Here is a 24,860-nt window from a genome sequence, read left to right as displayed (position 1 = left end):
ATTCGGTGGTCTCGAGCAGGGATCGTTCCACTGTCCGCCGAGCACGTTCGACACCGAATATCTCAAGAATAGATATAGTATTCAAAAGTGAAAGTACAGCAAGATAGATCTAAATACGCAGCTTCATCAGCAATCGTGGTGTCGCTTCTCGTTCGATAAAGTCTAAGTTGATCTCGTCTAAACAACCGTTGAGGCGAGCGGTTTCGGGCAGAGAGCACTCGGAAAACGCTCCGCCTCACTATTCAATCCTTATGTGAACACCGCCGAACTGCGAGCTCTCACGCAGTATCGGGACATCCACGGTGCCGCGGCGACTACGCCCTCGCCGCGCGTGACCACTACACGGTGGTCGCTCCCTACAAGCGAGCGGAAATACCCGACTCACGGCCGACGCTTGGACTCGATGATGGAGAGACCGACGAATCGTGCTCGCGAATGCCCGCGCCGTCGATGGGTTTCTGACCGACAAATTCGGGGGAACGAACGTTGCATTTGTCCACGCCGCGCTTCAGGGCCCGTGGATCGTCTCGACGCTACGGCTCAGCTGTGATTACGCGCGCAACAGCCATATGACCGGTAACGAAGCACGCGCACTCATCGCGACGATTAGCGACCATCGCAGTTGGGGGAACAGTCCCTACGTGACGCAACTACTGGCACGTCTCGAGTAGCCGCGTTCGATGCCCCGGCTCGAACCGTCCCGAATAGCGCTGCGAGTCACGTCCCAAACTGGCGAAACAAGATGCTACCAAAACTGGACGGTCAGTTCGAGCACACACTCGAGTCCGTTCGTTCGCGGCGGAGAGTGGCGTTACTCTCGACGGACGAACGTGACCGGACACGGCGCCTCGAGCATCACTTCCTGCGTCGTCGAGCCGAAAAGCGCCTTCCCGGTCGGCGACCGCTTTTGGCCGCCGATGACGACGCGGTCCGCATCGGCCGCGAGATTGACGATGGTAGTCGCGTGTGGGCCGATTTTGATCCGCAGTTCGTAATCGAGCCCCTCGGCGTCGAACCGATCAACGATGGTGCGGAACGTGCCGTGTTGGGTCGCGATTCGCTCGGGCGTGACCTCGGCCTCGTCGTCGATACCGAGGCCAATTTTGGTGTTCTCGTATTCATCTTCCGTGAATACGAAGGCGACCACCACTCGAGCGTTTGCCGGCTTCGCGACATCGAGTACCGCCTGCGCGAGTTCTGACCCCTGACCTTCGTCGCCGGGCTTACACGCCAGAAGAACCGTTTCGAGAGACATGTATCAGTGATACAGTGGTCATGACTTAAACGTACTCCTGTGTGGGATCGCGGCGGGAGAGAAGGGAGAAAAGAGAGCGGAGTACTCGATATGTCTCCCAGCACCGTCTAGTGAGGGCGGTTTGAGAAGCGAACAGGTCGTAGATCGAGTTTGGTTATGACGCTTGCAGACCTGCTCAGCGAGTGCGACGCAGCGGAATTTGATGAATCTTGGGAGCGTGAGCGGACGGCGACACCCATTAGGGTGTTCGCCGTCCGTCTCCACGCAACCGGTTGTTCACTTCGAGAGACACAATCGGTTCTTCGCTTGATCGGTGTAGAACGCTCTCATCAAGCAATCTGGTAGTAGATACATCGGCTGGCTGACAGCGTACCAGACCCGTCGACGGCTAAGCCGTCATAGGTCGCCATTGATAAATCTCTGTCAATATTAACGGCATCTGGTCTTGGGTATATACTGCAATAGACGTAGACTCACGACTAATTCTTGATGTCGCCGTGTTCGGACAACGAGGCACCGATCCTGCCGCTGCGTTCCTCCATCGATTGACCGAGAAACACGATCTCGACGACACAGTGTTTCTCGTCGATGGTTACGGCTATCTGACTTCCCTCTCTCGATTAGGATTGGCGGTCAGCGTGACTATGTTGAGAGAAACCTGATCGAAAAGTGGTTTCACACCGTCAAGATGCGAGTTGACCACTTCCATAACTCGTGGGTGGGCAGTCGGGCAAGCGCCAGAGTCTATCTTGAATAGTTCGTACACTTCTACAACACACAACGACCTCACCAATCACTTAACAGATAGACGCCAGCGGAGGTGCTTAACTAGACAGTGCCAGTGTGTAAATCATTTCAGTAGCTACTATGGCTCGATCTAGATCATCAAAACGAATATCGTAAGAGGCGTCGTTGGTCAGATGTACAGCAAGCTATGCAAACCGAACGACACATAGATGTCACCATAATCGGTGGTGGGGTCATCGGCATAACGACTGCAATCTATCTCGAACTCCAAGGATATGATACTGCAATTTATGCGGAGAAGGTACCATTCGTTGATGAATCGTCGCCAGAGTTCGCGACGCCGTACGCAGCCGCATCGATCAAGCCAGCGTCGGTTACGTTCTCCGGACAGCGACGCGCTCTTTCGATTTCGCAGGGTATATTCGGACTCTTTGCTGACGCGGGATCGATGGGCGTCCGACAGCAGCCACATTTTGTGCTGTACGAAGAGGACCAACCAGATCCAGGATACGCGGATACGGTGAGTGGTTTTCGGCGTATTTCTGACATCGAACAGTATCCTCACCGACCGGACGCTACTTCCGTGTTTGGGTGGCAGTTTGATGCGTATTTCGCTGAGTTACCGACGTATATCGCTCGCTGCTACGCGCTTTACGATTCGCTCGGTGGGACCGTTCACAAGCGTGCCCTTACCCGCGATAAATGCCGTGAATTACCGGGTGAAGTTCTGGTAAACTGTGCCGGAATTGGCTCGCAGGACTTATTTGATGATCCGCGGCCATGGATGATTTATGTTGGCCATCAAGTCACCGCTGACGGACTCTCCCTCATCCGTACCGATTGCGGTGAGCTGTTCTCCTACAACTATACGCCAAACCCTAATACTATTTCGGACGGATACACCGGTGAGATCTACGCCTATCCTCGAATGGATACGGTCGTTCTTGGGGGGAGTCGAATTCCCGTTTCTCCTGGTGAAGAATGGAGGGGACACATACCTAGTGCCACCCAACAAGTCGGAGGGGTAGAAGTGCCATCACGGATCGTCGAACTCAACGACAAATTGCTCAAGACGTACGCGAGCATTTCCATCAAGGAGGGGAATTTGACTGGCCGGTATGGCTTTCGGCCGGTTCGGGATCCGGATGGTCATGGTGTCCGAATTGAACGCAACTCTCTCGATGATCGTCCAGTTGTTCACAACTGTGGCCACGGCGGTGCAGGTGTGACCCTCTCTTGGGGATCGGCAGCGAAAGCGAGCAAGCTCGTGGGCGAAGTTATCGAGCCAGATCCAACCCCACTCTCCGTGTCACAGGAATTTGCCGTCGCGGAGCGGTTGGCTACACGGATCCGTTCTAACCTCTAACCACATATTATATTCCAATCGATTTAAGGGACATATGTCATACATACCCATGACCATCGATTTGACTGGAATCAAACGCCTCTAAAACCGTATCCCCTGATTGTTGTGACAGGGCTACTAGGAGTTTAATTCGGGCCTTGTGGGCGGGAAGGTTCGATGCGAATAGCACACCCTCTTCTTCGAGAACAGCGCCGCCTCCTTTTGAACCGTACACTGGCGAGACGACTCCGTTGTGACACCGCGACGTAATAACGACGACAACATCGTCGTCAACGGCATCACCGATGGAATCTGCAACGCTCGTGGGAACATTTCCGAGTCCGAGCGCATCAACGACGATTCCATCAACACCGCAATCGACGGCGTGAGCGATCTGTCTCCCATCGGTGCCCGTCGACGTCGGTACCACCTCGACGGTCGCCGTGATATCTCGTGTGGGGATCGTCACCGATAGACTCTCGGGTCGACGGTAGAACCAGAGACCGTTCGGTGTCCGATCGGCGACCGGCCCGTAGTTGCCCGAACCATACGCGTCGAGATTGCTGCTGTGGTCTTTCGTTACTGGTCGTGCTGCGTGAAGACGATCGTTGAAGAAGACGTAGGCACCCGTCCGAACGTGATCGTGACTCGCTGCCGCGAGGGCCCCGCGAAGGTTTGCTGGCCCGTCGGGACTACGGCTATCGTACGGCCGTTGTGCCCCAGTGAGAACGACTGGTATGTCAACATCAAGCACGAGATCGAGATAGTACGCGGTCTCTTCGATCGTATCGGTTCCGTGGAGGACAACGATTCCGTCGACATCGTCGGCGACGGCTCGCACGCGATCACTCAGTGTCACGAGATCGTCGATCGTCAACTCCGAACTCGGAGTTTGCGTGAGTTGCTCCAGTTCGATATCAACGTGCTCGAAACTCTCCGGATAGGCCTGTACTAACTCCTGTACAGACTCGGTTGGGACCGTCCCGGTATCGCTCGAGGTACTCGCGATCGTGCCGCCGGTGGCAATGACGTACACAGTCGACATACGTTGTACTGTCCGTACAAAACGTATATCCGTTGTGATTGATGTCGACCATGACTCACTCCTGTCAGCGAGAGGCTCCTCGCTGTTTACGGCGCGGAGAATATCACGACAAATCGTTCGTGTTGTAACAGTATCCAGATGCGTATCTGGCCATACTTCCACTTCTTTCTTCGTCAAAAATGATGAAAGAGTAATAACTGTCTGTCCACTAGAAGCCGAGAGTCATGAACCCGAAGACCAGGCAGAGATAGGCGATAACGATTCCGACTGCAGTCAGCGGGATCGATTCGACGAAATTATACTGGCCGTTGATCCGCGTTGTGTCGGCTTCGCTTCCGTTTTCGATTGCTTCGACATCGATTTCACCGTTGTCGATAGCCTCGGTAGTCGGCATGATTTCGGGTAGATTCTTGCGTCGAGCATCGAACTTGTTCAGCACGATGACGGTGCCTGCGGTAAGGACAACTGACAGTGGGAGCAACACCAGTGGCGACGTCACACCGACTGCATACAGGAGCAACATCAGTATCGTCACGCCGGCCGCGGTCATCGCGAACGGAATCTGCGTCGTCACGTGATCGATGTGATCCGATCCTGCAAAGATTGAGGACATGACGGTCGTATCGCTGATCGGAGAGACATGGTCGCCCCAGATCGCGCCGCCGAACAGGACGCCCATGAGAACCGGCAGGATCGACAGTCCGGACAGTTCGTAGCCGAGCGGAATCGCGAGCGGTGTCAGGATCGCCATGGTCCCCCACGACGTCCCAGTCGTGAACGCAATGAACATCGCGGCGACAAAGATGATAAGCGGTAGGAACGATCCGGGAACGCCGCTGTTGACCATCACGTCGACGATGTACTGTGCCGTCCCGACCTGTTCAGCTGCGTGACCGATGCTCCAAGCGAGGACGATGATCGCAGCTGCGATCATCATCGTCTTGAATCCGTTAATCACGGTATCGCTCGCTTCTTCGAGGTCCATGGTGCCGAATCCGACGGCACCGAGCATGCCGACGGCCATGAACGCGAACGAACCGTATAGGAGACCGAGTGCGACATCGGTTTCTTGGAACGCAGTCGCGATATCGACGCCGGACTGGTGGCCGCCACCGAGCCACCACATCGAGATGAGTCCAACGACCAGCAGCGACAGAATCGGCGCGAAGAAATTGATCAGCGTCGGGTTCTTCTCGCTCGGCTCACCGACATCGGTCGTGATGTCCGAGAGTGGCGTCGCATCGTCCCGGCGAGTCTTCTTTTTTTTGCGCGAACGCCATTCCGCGTTCAGCATCGGACCGTAGAACCGCTGTGTGATCGAAATGAATCCGACCATGAAGAACGCGAGGAAACAGTAGATATTCCACGGAATACTCTGCAGGAAGAGCCCGAACGCGGTGATACCGACTTCTTCAGCCGTGAACCGGGCAGCTTCGAACCCGACGATGATCATCGATACTTGATATCCGATCCAGTTCGAGACGGGTCCAAAGGTCGTAACCGGCGAGGTCGTCGAATCTAGCACGTAGGCATGCATCTCTCGGGAGGTATTGTTTTCCTGAGAGAGTTCGCGAGTTGCGTTCCCGGTCACGATGGTGCTCGTATACGAGTCGAAGAAAATGAAAATCCCAATGAGCCATGTGAGGATCTGGGAGTCCCGGGCCGTGTTCACACGATGGCCGATCCAGTTCTGGAGCGCGATGATCCCGCCTGATTTGTAAACGAACGCAGCACCAGCACCCATGAACATAATCAGGATCAGGAACTTGGTGTCAAATGGTGATCTGACGACTTCTACGATCCAATCCATCGACAGCGCCGTCGCCGCGATCGGATTCCAGTCGGCGATCATCAACGCACCAATCCATACACCAGCGAACAACGACACGAGCACCTGCCGCGTATACATCGCGAGTACAATCGCGAGAAGCGGCGGTGCCAATGCCAGTGCCGCAACCGGAAGGGATTCGTATGACATACACACTCAATGTGAGAGTTACACTATTTTAATCTTTTGTTTGAATATCGGGGAAGCGAGTAGATGGAGACACGCAGTGTCGTTCTCTACCAGATATTCAACAGATATAGCCAGAAAATAGATGCGTACAACATTTCGATTTGTAAGTAAAGCGGCCACAATCGGACGACTATCGGTCCTTTCGTCGACTCGAGGCCGACTACAGGAGCCCTTGTGAGACCAATTCCGACTCGAAATCCGGCACAACTCGCTGCAGGATATCGGGAAATTCCTGATGGAGGTCGGCGTCTTCGATCCGGTATGCCGGACCAGAGATTGTGAAGCCGCCGATAACGCCCCCATTGGGTCCCTCGGCGACGACGCCGGCAACGCGTTTCCCCGGAATCGACTCCTGATCGTTGATCGCATAGCCCCGTTCCCGAATGCGCTCGAGTTCAGCATCGAGTTCCGATCGCGACGTGATCGTTTCCTCAGTGAGTTCCGGGAAACCCCACCGGTCGGCAATCGTGTCGACGCGTGACTCCGGCAATCGAGCAAGGATCGCCTTCCCGATAGCCGTCGTATGCATGTACTCGTAGTTATTGAGCCGAGAACTCGGCTTGGCGGAACTACCGACCGAATCAAACAGCGTCACGATGCGACCGTTCTCCTCGATTCCGAAGTCGGATTCCTCGTTCGACTGCTCAGCGAGTTCGATAACGTACTTGCCCGCCAGTTCGTACACTTTGCTGCGGTTCCGGACGTACATCCCGATATGATAGAACCGCGCTCCAAGCCGGTATTCGTCTCCGTTGGAGGCGACGTAGCCGTGTTTCGCGAGGGTATAGAGGTGTTTGTAGACAGTGCTCTCGGATAGCTCGAGCGCCGCCGCGAGTTCGGCCGGCGTTGCCCCATCGAGTTCCTGAATTGTCTCGATCACCGCTAACGATGTTTCGGTCGTCATCAGAAGTTGGCTCTCGGTCATACGTACTCTCTCTCACCAAGCCCTATAAATCCATGTATTATAGAATGTATCGTTCCGCGCAGCGATTTCCCACTGATTACATCGATAGTAGGGTGCTCATCCCCTGTTTGGTACAGATATCCTAGGAATTGCGTGTCATGATTTTCACTTCCTCTTCTTTGGAGAGACTGCCCCGTCTTCACCCACCGCATCCGGGTCGTTGAAGCGGAGCATGGGCAATTCAGCCACCTCGTGCCGTCCTACGATTCACCGCCATTATCACACCCATATGGCTGTAATCGGGTGCTGTTCTCGCCGACCCAGCAAAGAAATGCAGTAGAGGAGTTCCACATATAGTAGAATGAGATCGGCCATCGGATTGGGTACAACCCGAAACAACGACTATTCTATAATAGGAATTTATATATAATCCCCCAGTAAATACTGACATAGACGCTATATGACAGAGATAGCTAACGTAACCGCAGTAGTGACGACGGGTGGCTACTACTTCGACGATAAGGAAGCTATCGTGGCGAACGCAGAGCAAGACGGATTTCTGTACAACGGACAGGCAGTTACCTCGGGGTATACCGATGTCCGTCAACCGGCCGAAGCAGCGAGTGTAATAATCGAACTCAAAGATGGCCGAACCGCTCTCGGTGATTGTACAGCGGTCCAATACTCCGGATTCGGTGGTCGCGATGCGTTTTTCACTGCGGAGGACCACCTCGACGAGATAGAGACGACGATTTCGGAGGCCCTCGTCGGTCGAGATGCCAGTGCGTTTACAACCAACGTCGAGATCCTGAGCGACATCGCTGACACGGAAGAGTTACACACGGCAGTCCGATACGGGGTCTCCCAAGCGTTACTGGATGCCGCAGCAACGGCTTCTGCACAGACGATGACCGAGGTAATCAGTACCGAATACGGCATCGACCGTGCACCCCAGCCGGTTCCAATCTTTTGTCAAAGCGGCAGCGACCGCCGTCGAAACGCCGAAAAAATGATTCTCAAAGAGGTTCCCGTTCTTCCCCACGGGCTGTTTAATTCGGTAGACGAGATCGGCCAAGAGGGAGAACAGCTCCTCGAATATATAGATTGGCTCAGCGGTCGAGTGACCGAACTCGGTTCTCCGGAATACGACCCGACGTTTCACGTGGACATCTACGGAACAGTCGGCGAAATTTTTGCTCCTCCGTACGATCGCGACGAGGTGATAGACTACTTCGCAGCGCTTGACGACGCTGCATCGCCGTATTCGCTTCAAATAGAGAGCCCGATAGAAGCCGGATCACGCGACGAACAGATCCACGTGCTCGGAGCACTCCGAGACGGCCTAACCGAGTGTTCGGTACCCGTAGACATCATCGCCGACGAGTTTTGTAATACCTATGACGACGTCACCGCCTTTGTCGATTCTGGCGCTGTCGATATTGTCCAGATCAAGACGCCCGATCTCGGTGAAATCACTGCAAGTATCGATGCTGTCCAGTACTGCGAAAATACCGATACGCGTGCATACTTGGGCGGAAGTTGCGCGGAAACGGATGTCTCTGCCCGAGTCTGTGCACAGGTGGCGCTCGCAACGCAACCGGCACAAATACTGGCCAGACCCGGAATGGGAGTCGATGAAGGGTATCAAATCGTTGCCAACGAGATGGCTCGGACATCCTATCGAATAAGCAATTGACGACCTTACGAGGCGGTCGAAGATTCGGATACTCATGACCGAAACTGACCGCCTCAACGGATCTACTACTCAGAACACTGAAGGAGGAACTGCTCTGGCGATATCGTCCCAAAAGACGGGATTATATGCTCGCCGGACTACAATCCTTAATTTACAACCATATATTTGTAAATCATTTAGGCGTGATAACACTCTCTCAAAGTAGAAGGCGCGTCTGCGCATTATAGACATACTAGCGTAAACCAAGATTATGATCGTACTGAACGAACGTCTTTCTGCATCGTGCGTGGAATGCGGTCGACTATAGGCGTTTCACGTAGAAGGCGGTCTGATTGGGACCGTTGCCGAGACGTGAAATCACTCGTATGTTGGCTTCTATTCAAATCCTTTCCAGTACACGAATCCCACCACGCTCTTTTACAAACATCGTTCTGTAGGGTAGAGCATGGGACGAGATATCAATGAAGAAAGTTTGTGAATCAAGTGCTACTGATTTCCAATTCTTGGCTGGTGCCACACTCTATCATCAGATGATGGCGGATCGCGCGCGAGATAAATTCGTCCTTCCTAACTATAAATTATACCCCTACTCGCGCATATTCGGGAAATGATGCGAGAAATAGTTTTTATTACTAACTTATGGTTGGTAACATATGAGTCGCATATCGTGAATTGACAAATATGGCCGTAGCAGGATTCTCATCACCGTTGATCAGTATATCTACCTTTCAAAGCTAGTCACACTTACGTCTATCTGCACCATTTTCCATGAGATTGTTTACGATACCTGATTTCGTGCTATATTCGGCTTTTATAGCCTTAAAGTGCCAAATTTGGCCATTTGAGTCCAAAATTAGGCCACCATCTGATTTACGAGATGTGAAGATCCCCCATGTTCCACGCGAGAGTTGTATGACGGAGGTGTATCTAATAACGCCCTGAGAAACCATCAGCGCATGTTAGGTAAACGCTCTCACCGCCAATGAGATCGGGTTTACGCGGAGTACCCCATTGATTTCTTACCCTCCTACTGCTGTCTAAATGCAGAATACGATAACCTCTTTAGCGAATTAATCAAGAAACATGGCCGTAAATACTGGTAAATGATGAGGAGTCGTTTTTCGCGCTTAGGACTGTTAGAGCGCTATCCCTAGATAAAACCATGATATAATTATCCTATATTTGATCTTGCATTAAAGGAAGAGAGCTCCGTTCTGGGCTGCCAAACTTCCCCTTAGGCGTGACGAACGACTCTCGCTTCGAATAGAATATCAGTAGCATCACTTCTCGTGAATACAGTCACCGACAGCTCACATTCCCTCATAATCGTTAGCCTTAATACTGGAGAATTTGACGGTCGGTATATGGTACGTGACAACAGTGCCTCCGCGACACGTCGTAGATTGATCATTGCAGCTGGTACCGGTACCGCAGCACTCGCGGGTTGCAGTTCGCTTCAGACTAGCGGTGGCGAATATCCCAGTAAAAATATAACTTACATCGTCCCCTTCAGTCAGGGTGGCGGTACCGATACTTACGCTCGGAAGATTATGCCTCAGGTATCCAACGAGCTGGATGTTGGGGTCGCAGTTGAGAACGCGCCGGGGGCTGCCTCGCTGAAAGGGGCTGCCCAGATCTTGCGCTCTAAACCCGACGGATACACGTTCGGTGGATTCAATCCACCGTCAACGCCCATTTCCTACCTTGTACACCAGCCGGACTGGGATATCACTAAGCTCATGCCAGTCTGTACGTACGCCCGGACGCCCTACGGTATCTTCGCGAACCCCGAACACAATATCACTGGTCTCCAAGATCTCGTTGAGCGGTATCAGTCTGGGGACCTCGAGAAATTTGCGGGTCTTGGGCGTGGTGGCATAGTCAATCTCGCTGCCATTGTGATGAAGAACGATTACGATCTGAATTACGATCAATACGTCGCCTACGATGGTGCCGGACCTGCAATTAAAGCGGCCGTCTCTGGTGAAGTTCCGGTCGTCGCGACCACCGACACTGCCGCGCAGAGTGCCGTCGAATCAGGTGACCTCGAGACTGTCTCCATCCTCTCAACTGATGGCAGCTCTGTCTTCCCTGAGGCACCATCTCCGTCGGATGCCGGTTTCAGTAGCATAGACTACATCGGTCAACTCACTCGGTGCATGTATTTGCCCCCTGAAACGCCGACAGACATCCGTGATACCCTCGCTGATGCTGTCAAGGCCGCACTTCAGACCGATGAAGTACAGACTTGGTCTAATCAGACAGGGAACATTGTTGAATACGGCCCCCCCGAACGCGCTAGAAAGGCTCTGGAAGACTCCATCAACACGATCCCGGAGAAAGTAGATATGTCAAATCTTCGTGGCGAATAACCACATCCCTTCCCCGAACCTACATACACAGACACACCAATATGAACGCATCTGGCTATACTGATACGCACAAGTACAGCATCGTAGTCGTCGGTAGTGGTACTGCCGGCCTCACGGCCGCACTTCGTGCTGCGGAACTTGATCACTCTGTTGCCGTCCTCGAGAAAGCCCCTCGTGAACGACAAGGCGGGAACACCCGATTCAGCGAATCGTTTCGTGTCCCCTCTGCCGGGACTGACCTCGAACAGTACGGCTTCGAATTCGACATCAAAGACTACACTGTCGACGAGTTTTACGAGGATATTCTCGATCAGACCAGTAACCGGGCAGATCCGGACCTCGCTCGCTACCTCACCGAAAATGCGGGTGATACCCTCGAATGGCTCACCGCCTCAGCCGGCGTTGACTGGCAGATGGAACCGCTCGCTGTCGGCTATACGGTGGCGCGTACGTGGTTCGATGGCGAAGAATACGTCGATACCGTCACTGAAGCTGCTGAAGAGGAAGGTGCGGACTTCTACTTCAAGACTGAAGCTCGCGGTTTCCACCGAGACAGCGATGGCCGCGTAGTCGGAGTAGACGCGATTACCGATGACGGACTGGTCCGCTTCGAGGCTGACGCCGTCGTGCTTGCTGCCGGCGCATACAGTTCAAGTGACGAAAAGCGCGTCCGGTACTATGGACGTGACTATGACGCGATGACGGTGCGCGGTAGTCGGTACAATACCGGCGAAGCGCTCGAAGCAGCCAGCGATATTGGTGCCGATCTGGTTGGTCAGTGGGGCGGTGCCCACATGGCACTTATCGACGCTGCTAGCCCGGATGTCGCTGGTGGTGCAAACCGTGTTGACGGCTATCAGTACGGTGTCATCGTGAACGACGAAGGTGAACGGTTTGTCGACGAGGGACAGGACGCTCGTGCACACACCTACGCGAAGTTCGGCCGTCTCATCTTCGAGGAGCCGAATCATGTCGCATACATTGTTGTCGACTCGAAGGTTCACGATCTCCTTCGTGCAACTGGGCCGTCGGATCCCATTGTCGCGGATAATCTCTCAGACCTTTTGGAGGAAGTTGGATGTAGTGACCTCGAGACGGCAGTTGCAACCATTGAAGAATACAACGCTGCCTGCGATCCCGATGCGTTCGAACCGGAGGTTCTTGACGGAAACGAAGCGACCAGCGTTACACCTCCGAAGACAAACTGGGCACTTCCTATCGACAAGCCTCCTTACTACGCATACGCAGTCACCGGTGGTATCACGTTCAGCTTCGGTGGCGTTCGTACCAATACGGAGGCAGAAGTCGTTGACAGTCGCGGCGAGACGATTCCGGGGCTCTATGCTGCTGGGAACAGCACCGGCGGGCTGTTCTTCGACAACTACCCCGGTGGGACTGGGCAGATGAACGCAGCCGTGTACGGAAAAACTGCGGCCGAATCCGCTAACGAGTACATCCAAGTATGAGCATTTCCAAACTATCACCCATGAACCGCCTCACAGATGTGGCCCGCGGAGAGCATGTGTTTGCCGCGCTGCTGACCGCACTGGCCGCGTACATGTTTGTCACAGCCTACGATTTCCCACCAGCGGCGCGCCTCTTCCCACAGGCTGCGTCTGGGCTTGTTCTAGTCGCAGCCGTGCTCCGTGTTGTGAACCGTTTCATCCCCTACGAGTTCACCAGAAATGACTCCGTCGTCCTCAGTGGCTCAGATGCCGATGAGTCATCAACGTCGGAGACGGAGGACCGAACCCGCATGCTTGTCCTCGGTACGCTCATTACGGGGTATATCTTCGTCGGGTACGCTGTTGGACTGTTCTGGGTGACTCCGCTCTTCGCATTCGCCTACCTCGTATACACGCGCCAGAAGTGGTGGGTGACCGCGATTATCACAGCCGCGCTAACCGGAGTCGCTTACGTCTTCGTAGTGCTCATGAACGTCGACATCGTCACTGGGGGGATCTAAATGGCAGATCTTAATGTCCTCATCCACGCGATCGAGACGGTGTTGTCGTGGCCAGGCATTGCGCTCATCGCACTCGGTGTCGTCATTGGTATCATCGGTGGCGGCCTCCCCGGCGTCGGGGGTGCGCTTACCCTAGCAATTGCGACACCATTTACACTCCAGATGGGGGCTGTGAATGCGATCATCTTCCTCATCGGGATATACAATGGCGTCATGTACGGGGGCAGCATCTCTGCGATCCTGTTCAATGTTCCCGGATCTGCGTCTGCAGCAGCGACGACACTCGAGGGCTATCCGATGGCGAGAGAAGGACGTGCTGTCGACGCACTCACTATTTCCGCCGTCTCTTCAAGTATCGGTGACTTCCTCGGAGGAGTGGCCGTTCTCGCGATACTGCCCGTGCTCGTGTCGGTTGTTCTCATGTTCGGAACGCCTGAGTACTTCCTAGTCGCGGTCCTTGGACTTTCGCTCATCATCATCGTCTCTGAAGGATCGTTCCTAAAAGACGTGATGGCGGGTGGGTTCGGCGTAATGCTCGCAACTGTCGGAGTCGCACCAATGCTTCCGGTACAGCGGTACACGTTCGGCCAACTCGGCCTCTACAATGGGATTAGTTTCGTCGCAGCTCTCATTGGTATCTTCGCTGTCTCAGAGATGCTTCGTCTGAGTAAGCAGGGCGGGGCAATTTCGCGTGGTGGGGCCGTTGATATCGGAGGGAGCGTCCGGTCTGGTATCCGGACAGTCCTCGCGAAACCTATCACGCTCGTCAAGTCCTCAGTCATCGGCTTACTTATCGGTGCAGTTCCTGGTTCTGGAGGATCTGTCTCGACGTTCATTGCGTACGGAGAAGCAAAACGCGCCTCCAAAAACCCTGAAAAATTCGGAGACGGAGCGGAAGAAGGCATTGTCGCTACAGAGTCCTCGAACAATGCGACTGTGAGCGGATCTCTGATTCCGACACTCACGTTCGGTATTCCGGGGAGCACCACGACCGCCGTCCTCATTGGTGCGCTAATGCTTCACGGTATCCGCCCTGGTCCAGCGCTCTTCGGTGCACAGATCAATCTCACATACTCGATATTCGTTACACTCATCGTATGCAGCTTCGTCATCCTCGCCCTCGGTCTCCTCGTGGTTCGGTGGGCAGGCTACCTGACGACGGTAAACACCTCTATAATCATTCCCATTATCATCGTGCTGTCTGTACTGGGCGCGTTCTCGCTTAACTCGAACTACTTTGATGTGTTTGTCGTGCTCACATTGGGGATTATTGGGTACTTCATGGAGTCATACGATTACTCCCTCGTCGCGTTCCTCTTGGGGCTTATTCTCGGTCCCATCGCAGAGGAGAATCTCTCTCGATCGCTCTCACTCAGTAACGGGAGTTTTGACATCTTCTTCGCAACGCCTCTTCGGCTGTTTTTGGTTGTAGCAACGGTAGTGATCATTGTCGGCCCGTATATCGGTCCAGCGCTAAAAAAACAGTTCAATTCAATCACAGAAGCTTAAAATGGATCAGAACTCACTGCAGTGTACGCTTGTTCGTGGAGGAACCAGCAAGGGCGTCGCCGTGACTCGAGACGAACTCCCAGACGAGAACATGGATGCAGCGCTCCTCTCGTTGTTCGGGAGTCCCGATGAGCGCCAAATTGACGGACTTGGTGGCGGGACATCGACGACATCGAAACTGATGATCATTGAAGAAAGTGACCGTGACGGTATCGACATTGACTATGAGTTCGGTCAGGTCAGCGTCCATGATTCGACCATCGACTATGGTGGGAACTGTGGCAACATGACGACTGTCGTTGGGCCGTTCGCTACTAACGAAAATATGGTTGATGTCCCTGACAACGGCGAAGCAACGGTCACGCTCTATAATAAAAATACAGAGACACGGATTGACCAGTCATTCGATATCGTTGACGGTTGCGCAGCCACCGTAGGTGATCACAAAATCCACGGCGTCCCCGGAACTGGAGCTAGGGTCGAAACAACGTTCTACAATCCGGCGGGAACGGCCGAAAGGGGGTTATTCCCGTTCGATGAACCGGTAACGACACTTGACGTCGATGGAGTGCCTGTCGAGATGAGCGTCTTGGACGTCACAACTCCCGTCGTTTTCGTCCAAGCATCCAGCCTTGGTGTAACTGGCACAGAACTACCCGAGGACATCGACACTGATCCTGAGTTCCTCAACCGGATCGAGCAGATTCGTGCAACCGTGTGTGCGGAACTCGACATCGTTGATTCACCCGAGGACGCAACCGTCGAATCGCCAGGGTTCCCGAAGGTAGCGTTCGTCGCACCACCAACCGACTACGAAGCGACTACGGGCTACGTCAGTGAATCGGAGATTGATATCACAGCCCGAATTATGAGTATGCAGTACCTCCATCCAGTGTATGCTGTTACAGGTGCATCATGTACTGCAGCCGCTACACTACTTGAGGGAACGATTCCGAATCAGATGGCCGATGTCCCTGATGGTGAAAGGGTCATCCTCGGGCATCCGAAGGGGAAAATGGTGGTCAAGGCCAACGTCAACAACGACAAAGTAGAGAGCGTAACGGTTTCACGAACACAGCGGCCCTTAATGGAAGGCCGGGCGTTCTACACGCTTGAGACTAACGGCCAGTAGAATAGCCATGCGACAGTGGTAACACCCAACGAGAGAAAGAGTGTTACAACACCAAACTGTGCCACATCTCTTTGATTTAGTGGCCCTTCTTCGTACGCGAGCAGGGCAGACGTTGTATTGAACGGTAGGAACGTCGTTCCACCAATAACGATGAGGAGTGAGAACGAGAGGTAGAGTTGGTTCACACCCAGTTCCTGCCCAATCCGAAGCGCAAAAGGAATAACAACCAGCAGTGCCGCGGATCCAGTTGAGAACACAATACGAACGGCGACTGCGACCAGCAGAAGAATACCAACGCTCGCGAACACTGGGAGAGCATTAAGCGGGATCGTCTCCAGAGTCCGATTGATGAGGAGATTCACGACGCCTGTGTTTGTGAGTGCCTCAAGCAAAGAGAACATTGCTCCGACCAGAAAAAGCACGTTCCAGTTTACGTCTGCGACGGCATCTGCACGGATGATACGAATATTGGGTAGTGAAAGGATGAGAACTGCCGCTGCAGCAGGAAGGATCGTAGGGATACCAAAAAAAGACCCGATGATCCAAGCGAGGACTGTTCCGGACATCACAGCGGCAACGATACGTTGTTCACGGTTGAAATCGGCGGGGGTATCTTTGGTCCTCGGTTCCGGAATATCTGCGTCCTCAAGTGGATAGAGCGTGAAAACGGAAACAGCACCGAGCAGGTATAGGGCCGCTGCGGGAGGCACCATGTACAGGGCCCATTGAACCCAGGTTAAGGGACCAACAAGCGAGTGGATAAGTCCAGCAGTGACAACAGCCATTCCACCGCCGGTCATGAGACCGACGGACGCAAGCGGGTTCACCTGACCAAGAATCAAGAAGGCTGTTTGTGAGAAGTCAGAATTGAAAGAGAGATCAAAAGAAGTCTGGAGACGACGGACAACAGGGATCAGAGCCACGGTCCGAGCTGCAGCAGAAGGCATGAAGACAGCTAGAGGGAGAAGTGCCGTTGTAAGTGAGCGAAGTGCACGTGTAGGGGTGTCTTCCGATCCAAGGAGACGGTCTGCGAGTCGAGCATCTAGGTCAACTTCGGAAATCGTGTTCCCCAGCAGAAAGAGCAAGAGCAGGAAGAGAACGAGTGAAGAAGAGAACCCGGATGCAGCGGCTTGAACAGAGTTCGTAACACCGAGTGCGTAGAGGAGCATAACCGCGGTGACGCTCGAGACCAAATAGGGAACAGTGTGGGTCAGCCAAAGAAGAAGCGTCGCAAAAAATACCGAGGTTGCCATGAGGCCATCATCGGTCATTCCCATCGGCGGGTTAGCAACTATTCCACTAGCAACGATTACGACAGAACCGACAAGTCCGAAGATGGAACTGGGATTGGAGATATTTTTCACCACGATAAAAATCGAACTTATATACATTAAGATTTGGCGGTCCCGGCAAGTGGCACGATGGATATAGATGATTTTGTACACCCCAGCGGGGCGAAGCATTCTACAGCGGATGATCTGACTGCCAACCCCGTCACCTGCTACGGCCACACTCCCGTCCATAGCCACCGCTTCGTTTCTGGGGAGCGGCGATGACGAACAATGGTGTCAGCCCGGACGAACCTGTATATTAGTTGAAGAGAAGCGACTTGCTGCGATCCCGGCGAGCATGGTCACTGAGCGCCACGTTTTTCGACCGCGAAGCGGCGTCCAACCACTATATTAACCGAACGGATCGTCACATACGGATGCTGAAAACGCTGGCCCCAATTGACACGGAGTCGTGTACCGTCTTGGACATCCACTGTTCGCCACACTGGTCCCATGATAACAGGTGGGCAGTTAAGTAGTGCTGCGCAACACGACGGACATCGAAAGTTTCGCCGGCGATAAAGGCCATGACGACCACTCACTGCGGGACACCCTCCGAACGGAGGGCATCCGGTCGGTAATCAAATATCGGCTGTTCGCTGCCTATGACCACGCCCATAACGCACGGATGGCCAGTATACCTACAGGAACGTTGGATGGCTGAGACGGCGTTTTCAGCCAGCAAGCATTGATCCGTGTCCGCTGTCCGGCCACCCGCGGGGTACCGTGAAGTGAGTTTCGTGAACTCGTACTCCCTGCCACCGTCTACAACCTCGAACAAGACATCATGGAGTGATCCCGACGCCTTCCGTGGATTCAGGAGATAAGATTGATCCTGTTGTGACCTGGCCAACTAAGAATCGAAGACAGTATACATTAATAATTCTATACAGGATTGACGTACAATCAGATCGTTTCTCCCATTATTTAGAGTAAGAATAAAGTGCTATGACAGTAGCAATCTACTATGGTGATTGTCGCAGCTGTAGACCGGTCAGATCGAGCAGACACCGTCATTAAACAAGCCAAAGTACTTGCAGAGGCTTTTGCTGACACGATTCATGTCGTCCATGTTTTGTCTACATCAGAGTTCGTCAATTTAGGAAGGACAAAAGCAAAAGAAGGAGATCCAATAGACATGGAATCTGTGAAAAATGTCGCATCGAATATCTCGGAGGAGGCTGCAGAACCTCTTAGTAGACCGTTTGAAGCCGTTGGATTAATGGGGAATCCCTCAGATGAGATTGTTAACTATGCTGATGAACAAGATGCACGGTACATTGTTGTCGCAGGCCGGAAACGGTCCCCAACGGGAAAAGCAATCTTCGGTAGTGTGAACCAGTCAATACTACTAAATTCAGAGTGCCCTGTAGTAATGTCAACAGATAACTGACATGGCCCTATTTCCGTCATAGGTGTTGTTGAGTTGCGGGATTATTTGTGCACCATTAGTCAGCTAAGGTAGGAAGAGGAATAGCGTCCGTCGATGGCGGTTATTGTTTCGAATCTAAGTTTGAATACTTTGGCAGAGCCGTGTTTAGTTTGTAGCACTCTGCCAGACGGCGAAGGCTTGGAGCCACGACTCTGCTGTTGATGGTTTTGCGTGACTGAAGCAGTTTGGGAACGAAGAAGTACGTTGTTTTACCTCACGAAAGATACGTTCAGAAGCGTTCCGATTTCCATGTTTCTCGTATCAAAATCGGAGCCCAGATCGACGGAGTACGGTCTGGAGATGTTTTGCACCATCGACGAGAAACACGGTATCGTCGAGGGCATGTTTCTCAGTGAGTTCCTGCAGAAACCGTTCTGTCAACGCGGCCATAGTCGTCGAATACAGCCGTATATGGAGAATTTTGTTCGTTTCCGGATCAACAGCAGAGTACAGCCAATACCGATGTTCGTCGAATTGAATCACTGTCTCGTCGAGCGCGACGTGATTCGGCTTCGCGTCATCTTCCGGCTGGAGATGGACGAGCTTTCAGCGTGATTTGGGGTGAACAGGATGCGTGACCGATTTGTCGTCAACTCGTGGCTCTCATTGACTGACTGTTTCAGGTGAGAATGTATCTAAAGGGTAGTATTTCAACAGAGCCGAAATGATCTGTATCGAATCTCGACTAATGATACTCTAGGTCGAGTTCTATTTCGTTTACGACTGCAAGAATAATATCTGGAATATCTTGTTCGAACCACTCTCCTTTGAGCCGATGTGCCGGACCCGAGAGACTAATTGCCCCAAGTGGGTGGCCACTACTCTGGGAACAAATTGGTACCCCAATTGCACGGAGACCGCTAATCGATTCTTGATCGCTAATTGAATACCCCCTCTCCTGGATGGTGTTCAGTTCTTCAAGTAATTCTTCCTCACTGGTAATTGTATGCTGAGTGTATGCCGGAGTTCCCCACTGGTTGAGAATTTGCTTTACGCGATCCTCTGGTAAATGAGCAAGAATAGCCTTTCCTGCAGAGCTCGCATGAAGATGGATTACCTTCCCAATATGGGCATCCACCTGAACAGCATTTTTCCCGATCGACGTATGGACATAGTATGCTTTTCCATTTTCTTCAACAATAAATTGGACGCGTTCACCCGTCTGTTCGGCTAAATCCTCTAATTTCGATATTATAAAATCATATTCTGGCTTTCTCGTCCGAGCATGACCTCCCTTATTCAAAAATTCCAATCCGATGTGATATTTTCCATCCTCATAAACTAGATATCCATTGTTTTCAAGAGTTTTTACGTATCCATGTATAGTACTTTCTGCTAAGTTAAGCTCTTTTGCAAGAGATTCAATTGACATTCCACTTTGTTGCTGTATGATATCGACCAGTTCGGCAGCAGTCTCAAGAGTTTTGAGTTGACGGCCGGAAGACGAGTTATTGGCCATAATTAGTATACCAGAAAGGGCTATATACATACTGTGAATTTTCGCATTTCCACTCTCTATCCCGATAATGCGCGTCTGTACCCTCTAATGATGGAATTATCTAATATATCCAATTCACAATATGTGATGTCTTCATACTCTGTATTGAAACATTGTCTCTTGTATTAATAAAGAGAGATAGTCTTATTCTCATTACCAACAATATTACTCAACTATTTTATCTGAATTAGGCGTTGAACGCTCGCATGGAGCGGTCTGGAATTGGGGGCTGACAGCGGGTGCGACCCGCCGACGACTTCGCCGTCGCGGGTCGCGGTTGATGAAACTACTGTCAGGATTAACGGCGACCGATCTTGGATGTGCACTGCAATAGACCTCGACACGAAACTCATTCTCGACGTCGCGCTCTTTGGACGGCGAGGCACCGATCCAGCTGCTGCGTTTCTGCATGGACTCACCGAGAAACACGATTTCTCCGACGCTGATTTTCTCGTCGATGGTCTGGCTATCTGACTTCCCTCTCCCGATTAGGATCGAGCGGTCACCTCGACTATGTCGATCGAAACCATATCGAAAAATGGTTTACACGCTCACAATGCGGATCGACCGCTTCCATACTTCACGGGCCGGCAGTCGGGCGAGCGTCAGAGAATGGCTTGATCAGTTCGTACACTACTATAACATACAGCGGCCGAATTAGTCACTCAACGGACAGACGCCAGCGGAGGTGCTAAACTAGACAGCGCCTTTCTCCCTAAACTATCCCTCTCAAAAACAGTTATAGAGTTAGACATTCTGGCGTCGAGCAGAGGCACGACACGGCTCACGATTGGTTTCACACGCGTGCTGTCCAGTCCAGAAGTGACGTGAATCCGAATCGCGTTGCAGTCAACGAGGCGACGATCCGGCTCGAGATACCCTCGAGTGCCATCCCTGTGATCGATCACGGAGCGAGCGGTAGTCGCTGTATACGGCCCAGTCCGGCAACGACAGCCGTTCCAACGGAGAGTCGTGCTCGAATATGTGAGAGAAATACGCCGGAGAAGGTGGTGTTTCTCGTCGATGGCAGACAACGACTCCGAACGCTACTCCACCAACGTGAACTCGGAGTTCGACGCCAGAAGGGTGGAAACCTGACTACCTTAGAAATGTCTACTAAAATCTGTATCGACGTACCCCTCTGTCTTCAAACTATTCTAGCCGCGCGGATCTGTTTCCGAGAGCGGAAAGCGAATAGAACTACGCGTCGGAGGCGGGAACGACGGTCCGACAGAGTCGGTCGACGTCCCCCGACCAGCAGTCCCGAAGCGTCACCCAAGCGTCCGTCGCGGCGTCCCGCCCGAGCGTCGGGTCGGCGAGCGAGTGGAATTTCTCTCGGAGTCGGTCCTCGGAAAACCGACGCTCCACGCCGCCGCGTGCGTGATCGACCGTTGCGGTCCGTTCGCGCCCGTCGGCGAGCGCAATCGTCACACGTGCCCCCCGCGAGTCCGGCAGTGCCGACGCGAATTTCGGCGTCGATTCGACCTCGACGAACCGTGCCAGTCTCTCGGTCGGTTCGTCGAGCGCCGCGGGCTCGAACGCCGCCTTGCCGGCGTGCCCGCGACGGAGTCGCGTCGCGACGGCGAACGGGATCGAGAACTTCGCAGCGAGGCGGTTCTCGGGGCACGGATCGGTGAGTATCGCCGCAGCGGGATACGTTTCGACCGTGATGCGCTCGAGCGTCTCGGGATCGATCGGCTCCGTCGCCGCCAGTTCGTCGACGGCGTCGAGCACGGGATGGGTGTACCGGCAGGCCGCATGGATTTTGAAGTAGCCCTCGGTCACCGTCCACCGCTCGCCCAGGAAGAGGTCTTCGGGGAACTCGATCGGGCCGTCGCTCGTCCGTTCGAGGTGGCGAGCGAGACCGTTCTCGAGACCGGAGAAACCGCTCCGGGCTTGATCGACCGCAGCGATCGCGTCGGGCGCATTCATCCCGGCGTACGTGTCTCTGACGGTCGCTCCCTCGATCGCCGCTTCGAATCGGGTGTGTTGGGCGTGGTTCGCGGCGATACGGAGTGCGTTCGCCGTCTCGTCGGCGTCTAGGCCCTCGTAATTGGCGACCGCGGCCGCCGCGCCGACGACGCCCCAGACGCCGTGAGGGTGGTATCCCTCCGTGAGCGGCCGGCACGCTCGTGCGACGCGGACGGCCGTCTCGTAGCCGGCGACGAACGCCGTCGAGGCTGCCTCGGCGGTACCGTCATCCGCCTCGGCGACGGCGAGCACCGCGGGAAAGACGTGGATCGCCGGGTGTCCGGCGGCCAGTTTGTGCCCTTCATCGAGCTCGAGGACGGTTCCGGCGATCCCGTTGAGCGTCGCGGTCTGGTGGACGGGAAGCGTCGCCGTCGTCCCGAGAACGGTCGCGGGACCGTCTGATCGGTCGGCGTATCGGCGCCGGAGCGACGCGACGGGGTCCGTCATCGACCCGCCGACAATCGTGCCGACCGTGTCGGCGACGACGAGACCGACGTGGTCGCGAACCGTCGTGGGAACGTCGTCCGGAGAGAGGGTGGCGACGAACGACGCGAGCGATTCGTCGGCGGTCATTCGTCGTCGTCGTCGGCCGTCGCCGAGGCGTTTCGCTTGGACGGTCCGTACGCGCCGATCAGTTCGACGGCCCGTCGTGGCCATGAGATCGCTCCCTGCGGACTGTAGAGGACGATACCGACCAGCAACAGTCCGTAGATGACCCGGTCAAATCCGGTGATGTCGACGGACTGCCGGGCGACCTCGCTGAGCGGAATCACGACGAACGCGCCGACGATGGGGCCGATAACAGTCCCGACGCCGCCGACGATCGCCGGCAACAGGATCTCAACGTTGACGAGCAGTTCGTAGACGGTGTCCGGGCGGATCGTATCGAAATACATCGCCCAGAACGCGCCGGCCCACGCCGTGAAGAACGCGCTCACGCCGATGCCGACGAGTTTGTACCGGTACGTCGGGATACCTACGGCTGCGGCGGCACTCTCGTCTTCGCGGATTGCGAACAGATAGAGGCCGAGCCGCGATTGCTTGATCGCGAGCGAGACGGCCGTGACGACGACGAGGAAGCCGAGGATGATGTAGTAGTACGGAAGCGTCTCCCGGAACTGGAACGCGGCGAACCCGAACTCCGCGCCGTACGATCGGGGCAGCGGCTTGAAGTAGCCGCTCGCGCCCCCGAGTTGCGAGAACGTGTTGAACGTGTGCCGAAGGAGTTCGGCGAACGCGAGCGTCGCGAGCGCGAAGTAGTGCCCGCGGAGGTCGTACCGGAAACAGAGCACGCCGATGAGTAGCCCGTACAGACTGGCGACGGTCGCGCCGATCAGCATGCCGAGCCACGGGTTCAATCCGACCGTGTTCAGGAGCAGAATCGTCCCGTAGGCTCCGAGCCCGAAGAACGCGGCGTGCCCGAACGAGAACTGGCCGGTGTACCCCGACATCACGTTCCATCCCTGCGCCGCGGTCGCCCAGACGAGTGTGATGACCAGCACGTGAACGCTGATCCACGACCCGAGACTGAACCCGAAGAAGTACAGGTCGAGGACCAGCGGCAAAACGAGCAACAGTCCGAAGATACCCGCGAGTATCGCCGGCGTCGCGTACCACTTTGATTGAAACGTCCGGTACTGTCGGCGGGCCTGATCGAGGCGACTCGAGACGTCGGCGTTACTCACTGACACCACCGCCGAGCAGGCCCTCGGGCTTGAGTAATAACACGAGGATGAATATCAGGAAGATCGAGATCTGGTACCCCGATCCGGGGAGGTAGTACTGACCGAACACGTGGACGAATCCGACGATCAGCCCGCCCAGCAACGCGCCGGGGAACGAGCCGAGCCCGCCGAGAACCACGATGACGAACGCGTTGATCAGGTACGAATCCCCGAGGTACGGATTGATCTGTTGGAACAGCGGGATCACCGCTCCCGCGAGTCCGGCGAGCGCCGCACCGATACCGAAGGTCAGATAGTCGATCCGAGGCACGTTGATCCCGACGTACTGTGCGGCCGTCCGGTCGTCGGCCGTGCCGCGAATCGCTCGTCCCAGCTGCGTCCGCTGAAGGAAGAGCCAGACGACGACCACGGCCGAGATCGCGATGAGCAGGGCGTACAGCTGGCCCAGCGGGAGGAAGACGCCAGCGATGGCGACCGAACCGAGGCCGAGGCCGAGGCTCTGGGGATCGGTCGAGAACGTGATCTCGATGGCGCTGATCAGGATCAGCATGATCCCGAAGGTCACGATCAGCTGGTTCTCCTGTGGGGCGTCCATGATCGACGAGATCGTCGTCAGGTGTACGAGGACACCGAGCGCGAACAGGCCGAGCACGGCGAGCGGAATCGACAGGATCGGGTGCAGACCGAAGGCCGTCGCGGTCCACCAGACCGTGTACATGCCGACGACCATCATTGCCCCGTGCGCGAAGTTGATCACGTCCATCACGCCGAAGATCATCGTCAGACCGAGCGCGACGAGCCCGTAGATGCCACCGAGGAGGATGGCGAAGGCTATCAACTGGAGCGCGGTCGACGGTTGGATGAACGCCACCATCGCCGATTCGGTCGCGAGTCCGCCGATCGAAGGCAACGCGGCCACCGAACCGAAACTGAAACCCATCGTTGCGATCATCGA

Annotated in this window: 17 protein-coding genes and 5 pseudogenes; 11 read left to right on the top strand and 11 right to left on the bottom strand. The window is 54.5% G+C overall.

All coding sequences use genetic code 11. The features are described 5' to 3' along the window. Positions 1–28: 28 nt before the first annotated feature. Positions 29–211 (bottom strand): annotated as a pseudogene (locus C489_RS21220) (IS6 family transposase); the annotation flags it as partial. A 51-nt stretch (positions 212–262) separates the two neighbouring features. Here C489_RS21220 and C489_RS23175 point away from each other — a divergent pair. Continuing rightward, positions 263–671 (top strand): annotated as a pseudogene (locus C489_RS23175) (hypothetical protein); the annotation flags it as partial. 140 nt (positions 672–811) lie between these two features. On the opposite strand, the gene C489_RS20130 reads toward C489_RS23175, so the two are convergent. After that, complete coding sequence (locus tag C489_RS20130) at positions 812–1,255, bottom strand: universal stress protein (RefSeq protein ID WP_049891169.1); 444 nt, start codon at positions 1,253–1,255, stop codon at positions 812–814. 156 nt (positions 1,256–1,411) lie between these two features. On the opposite strand from C489_RS20130, the pseudogene C489_RS21215 reads away from it, so the two are divergent. Continuing rightward, a pseudogene (locus C489_RS21215) lies at positions 1,412–2,063 on the top strand (IS6 family transposase). A 126-nt stretch (positions 2,064–2,189) separates the two neighbouring features. After that, positions 2,190–3,368, top strand: coding sequence for an FAD-dependent oxidoreductase (locus C489_RS21210; RefSeq protein WP_083902865.1), 1,179 nt, complete (start codon positions 2,190–2,192; stop codon positions 3,366–3,368). A 37-nt stretch (positions 3,369–3,405) separates the two neighbouring features. Here the strand turns inward: C489_RS21210 and C489_RS21205 are convergent, their stop codons facing one another. From C489_RS21205 to C489_RS20115, 3 genes are all read right to left on the bottom strand, one after another. Continuing rightward, a complete protein-coding gene (locus C489_RS21205; RefSeq protein ID WP_006433236.1) occupies positions 3,406–4,392 on the bottom strand; it encodes an asparaginase in 987 nt (328 codons plus the stop codon). Between the two features lie 208 nt (positions 4,393–4,600). Continuing rightward, on the bottom strand, positions 4,601–6,370 hold the full coding sequence (locus C489_RS20120; protein WP_193364792.1) for a Na+/H+ antiporter NhaC family protein: 1,770 nt from the start codon (positions 6,368–6,370) through the stop codon (positions 4,601–4,603). Positions 6,371–6,569: 199 nt separating this feature from the next. Beyond that, positions 6,570–7,334: an IclR family transcriptional regulator gene (locus C489_RS20115; RefSeq protein WP_006433234.1), complete on the bottom strand. Its 765-nt coding sequence runs from the start codon at positions 7,332–7,334 to the stop codon at positions 6,570–6,572. Between the two features lie 439 nt (positions 7,335–7,773). Between C489_RS20115 and C489_RS20110 the strand changes: the two genes are divergently transcribed. From C489_RS20110 to C489_RS20085, 6 genes are all read left to right on the top strand, one after another. Beyond that, positions 7,774–9,009, top strand: a complete 1,236-nt coding sequence (locus C489_RS20110; RefSeq protein ID WP_006433233.1) for a methylaspartate ammonia-lyase — start codon at positions 7,774–7,776, stop codon at positions 9,007–9,009. A gap of 1,364 nt (positions 9,010–10,373) precedes the next feature. Then, positions 10,374–11,381 (top strand): Bug family tripartite tricarboxylate transporter substrate binding protein, encoded by a 1,008-nt coding sequence (locus C489_RS20105; protein ID WP_193364791.1) that lies wholly within the window; start codon positions 10,374–10,376, stop codon positions 11,379–11,381. Between the two features lie 41 nt (positions 11,382–11,422). Next, positions 11,423–12,847, top strand: coding sequence for an FAD-dependent tricarballylate dehydrogenase TcuA (gene tcuA / locus C489_RS20100; protein ID WP_006433231.1), 1,425 nt, complete (start codon positions 11,423–11,425; stop codon positions 12,845–12,847). Next, positions 12,844–13,347: a tripartite tricarboxylate transporter TctB family protein gene (locus C489_RS20095; RefSeq protein WP_006433230.1), complete on the top strand. Its 504-nt coding sequence runs from the start codon at positions 12,844–12,846 to the stop codon at positions 13,345–13,347. The genes tcuA and C489_RS20095 overlap by 4 nt, the downstream gene beginning before the upstream one ends. Then, positions 13,348–14,856 carry a tripartite tricarboxylate transporter permease gene (locus C489_RS20090; RefSeq protein ID WP_006433229.1) on the top strand — a complete coding sequence of 503 codons (1,509 nt, stop codon included), beginning with the start codon at positions 13,348–13,350 and terminating at the stop codon, positions 14,854–14,856. A 1-nt stretch (position 14,857) separates the two neighbouring features. Beyond that, positions 14,858–15,988 carry a PrpF domain-containing protein gene (locus C489_RS20085; protein ID WP_049891164.1) on the top strand — a complete coding sequence of 377 codons (1,131 nt, stop codon included), beginning with the start codon at positions 14,858–14,860 and terminating at the stop codon, positions 15,986–15,988. Here C489_RS20085 and C489_RS20080 read toward each other — a convergent pair. Continuing rightward, complete coding sequence (locus C489_RS20080) at positions 15,961–17,352, bottom strand: SLC13 family permease (protein WP_239642101.1); 1,392 nt, start codon at positions 17,350–17,352, stop codon at positions 15,961–15,963. The two genes, C489_RS20085 and C489_RS20080, sit on opposite strands and share 28 nt — an antisense overlap. Positions 17,353–18,286: 934 nt before the next feature. On the opposite strand from C489_RS20080, the gene C489_RS21200 reads away from it, so the two are divergent. Beyond that, entirely contained in the window at positions 18,287–18,712 is a 426-nt protein-coding gene (locus C489_RS21200; RefSeq protein ID WP_006433226.1) for a universal stress protein, read from the top strand. A 144-nt stretch (positions 18,713–18,856) separates the two neighbouring features. Here the strand turns inward: C489_RS21200 and C489_RS21195 are convergent. Both C489_RS21195 and C489_RS21190 read right to left on the bottom strand, forming a co-directional pair. Continuing rightward, positions 18,857–19,285: pseudogene (locus C489_RS21195) on the bottom strand (IS6 family transposase); the annotation flags it as partial. A gap of 151 nt (positions 19,286–19,436) precedes the next feature. Beyond that, complete coding sequence (locus tag C489_RS21190; protein WP_239642100.1) at positions 19,437–20,240, bottom strand: IclR family transcriptional regulator; 804 nt, start codon at positions 20,238–20,240, stop codon at positions 19,437–19,439. 184 nt (positions 20,241–20,424) lie between these two features. Between C489_RS21190 and C489_RS20070 the strand changes: the two are divergent. Then, positions 20,425–20,910, top strand: a pseudogene (locus C489_RS20070) (IS6 family transposase); the annotation flags it as partial. 539 nt (positions 20,911–21,449) lie between these two features. Here C489_RS20070 and C489_RS20065 read toward each other — a convergent pair. From C489_RS20065 to C489_RS20055, 3 genes are read right to left on the bottom strand one after another with little or no spacing between them, the layout of a single operon-like run. After that, positions 21,450–22,793, bottom strand: a complete 1,344-nt coding sequence (locus C489_RS20065; RefSeq protein WP_006433222.1) for an MmgE/PrpD family protein — start codon at positions 22,791–22,793, stop codon at positions 21,450–21,452. Next, positions 22,790–23,905 (bottom strand): branched-chain amino acid ABC transporter permease, encoded by a 1,116-nt coding sequence (locus C489_RS20060; protein ID WP_006433221.1) that lies wholly within the window; start codon positions 23,903–23,905, stop codon positions 22,790–22,792. The genes C489_RS20065 and C489_RS20060 overlap by 4 nt, the downstream gene beginning before the upstream one ends. Continuing rightward, positions 23,898–24,845 carry a branched-chain amino acid ABC transporter permease gene (locus tag C489_RS20055; RefSeq protein ID WP_083902875.1) on the bottom strand — a complete coding sequence of 316 codons (948 nt, stop codon included), beginning with the start codon at positions 24,843–24,845 and terminating at the stop codon, positions 23,898–23,900. Before C489_RS20055 ends, C489_RS20060 begins: the two co-directional genes overlap by 8 nt. Positions 24,846–24,860: the final 15 nt, after the last annotated feature.

The sequence above is a fragment of the Natrinema versiforme JCM 10478 genome, assembly GCF_000337195.1.
GTDB classification, from domain to species: Archaea; Halobacteriota; Halobacteria; order Halobacteriales; family Natrialbaceae; genus Natrinema; species Natrinema versiforme.
The sequence above is the reverse complement of the archived record's forward strand: the minus strand, read 5'-3'. Positions and strand labels throughout refer to the sequence as shown.

What these genes read in the sequence shown, in the direction of transcription:
- C489_RS21190 (WP_239642100.1), bottom strand. Translation starts at nt 20,240, where the DNA reads ATGTATATAGCCCTTTCTGGTATACTAATTATGGCCAATAACTCGTCT.
- C489_RS20130 (WP_049891169.1), bottom strand. Translation starts at nt 1,255, where the DNA reads ATGTCTCTCGAAACGGTTCTTCTGGCGTGTAAGCCCGGCGACGAAGGT.
- C489_RS20095 (WP_006433230.1), top strand. Translation starts at nt 12,844, where the DNA reads ATGAGCATTTCCAAACTATCACCCATGAACCGCCTCACAGATGTGGCC.
- C489_RS21205 (WP_006433236.1), bottom strand. Translation starts at nt 4,392, where the DNA reads ATGTCGACTGTGTACGTCATTGCCACCGGCGGCACGATCGCGAGTACC.
- C489_RS20055 (WP_083902875.1), bottom strand. Translation starts at nt 24,845, where the DNA reads ATGGGTTTCAGTTTCGGTTCGGTGGCCGCGTTGCCTTCGATCGGCGGA.
- C489_RS21210 (WP_083902865.1), top strand. Translation starts at nt 2,190, where the DNA reads ATGCAAACCGAACGACACATAGATGTCACCATAATCGGTGGTGGGGTC.
- C489_RS20085 (WP_049891164.1), top strand. Translation starts at nt 14,858, where the DNA reads ATGGATCAGAACTCACTGCAGTGTACGCTTGTTCGTGGAGGAACCAGC.
- C489_RS21200 (WP_006433226.1), top strand. Translation starts at nt 18,287, where the DNA reads ATGGTGATTGTCGCAGCTGTAGACCGGTCAGATCGAGCAGACACCGTC.
- C489_RS20120 (WP_193364792.1), bottom strand. Translation starts at nt 6,370, where the DNA reads ATGTCATACGAATCCCTTCCGGTTGCGGCACTGGCATTGGCACCGCCG.
- C489_RS20115 (WP_006433234.1), bottom strand. Translation starts at nt 7,334, where the DNA reads ATGACCGAGAGCCAACTTCTGATGACGACCGAAACATCGTTAGCGGTG.
- C489_RS20105 (WP_193364791.1), top strand. Translation starts at nt 10,374, where the DNA reads ATGGTACGTGACAACAGTGCCTCCGCGACACGTCGTAGATTGATCATT.
- C489_RS20090 (WP_006433229.1), top strand. Translation starts at nt 13,348, where the DNA reads ATGGCAGATCTTAATGTCCTCATCCACGCGATCGAGACGGTGTTGTCG.
- tcuA (WP_006433231.1), top strand. Translation starts at nt 11,423, where the DNA reads ATGAACGCATCTGGCTATACTGATACGCACAAGTACAGCATCGTAGTC.
- C489_RS20065 (WP_006433222.1), bottom strand. Translation starts at nt 22,793, where the DNA reads ATGACCGCCGACGAATCGCTCGCGTCGTTCGTCGCCACCCTCTCTCCG.
- C489_RS20110 (WP_006433233.1), top strand. Translation starts at nt 7,774, where the DNA reads ATGACAGAGATAGCTAACGTAACCGCAGTAGTGACGACGGGTGGCTAC.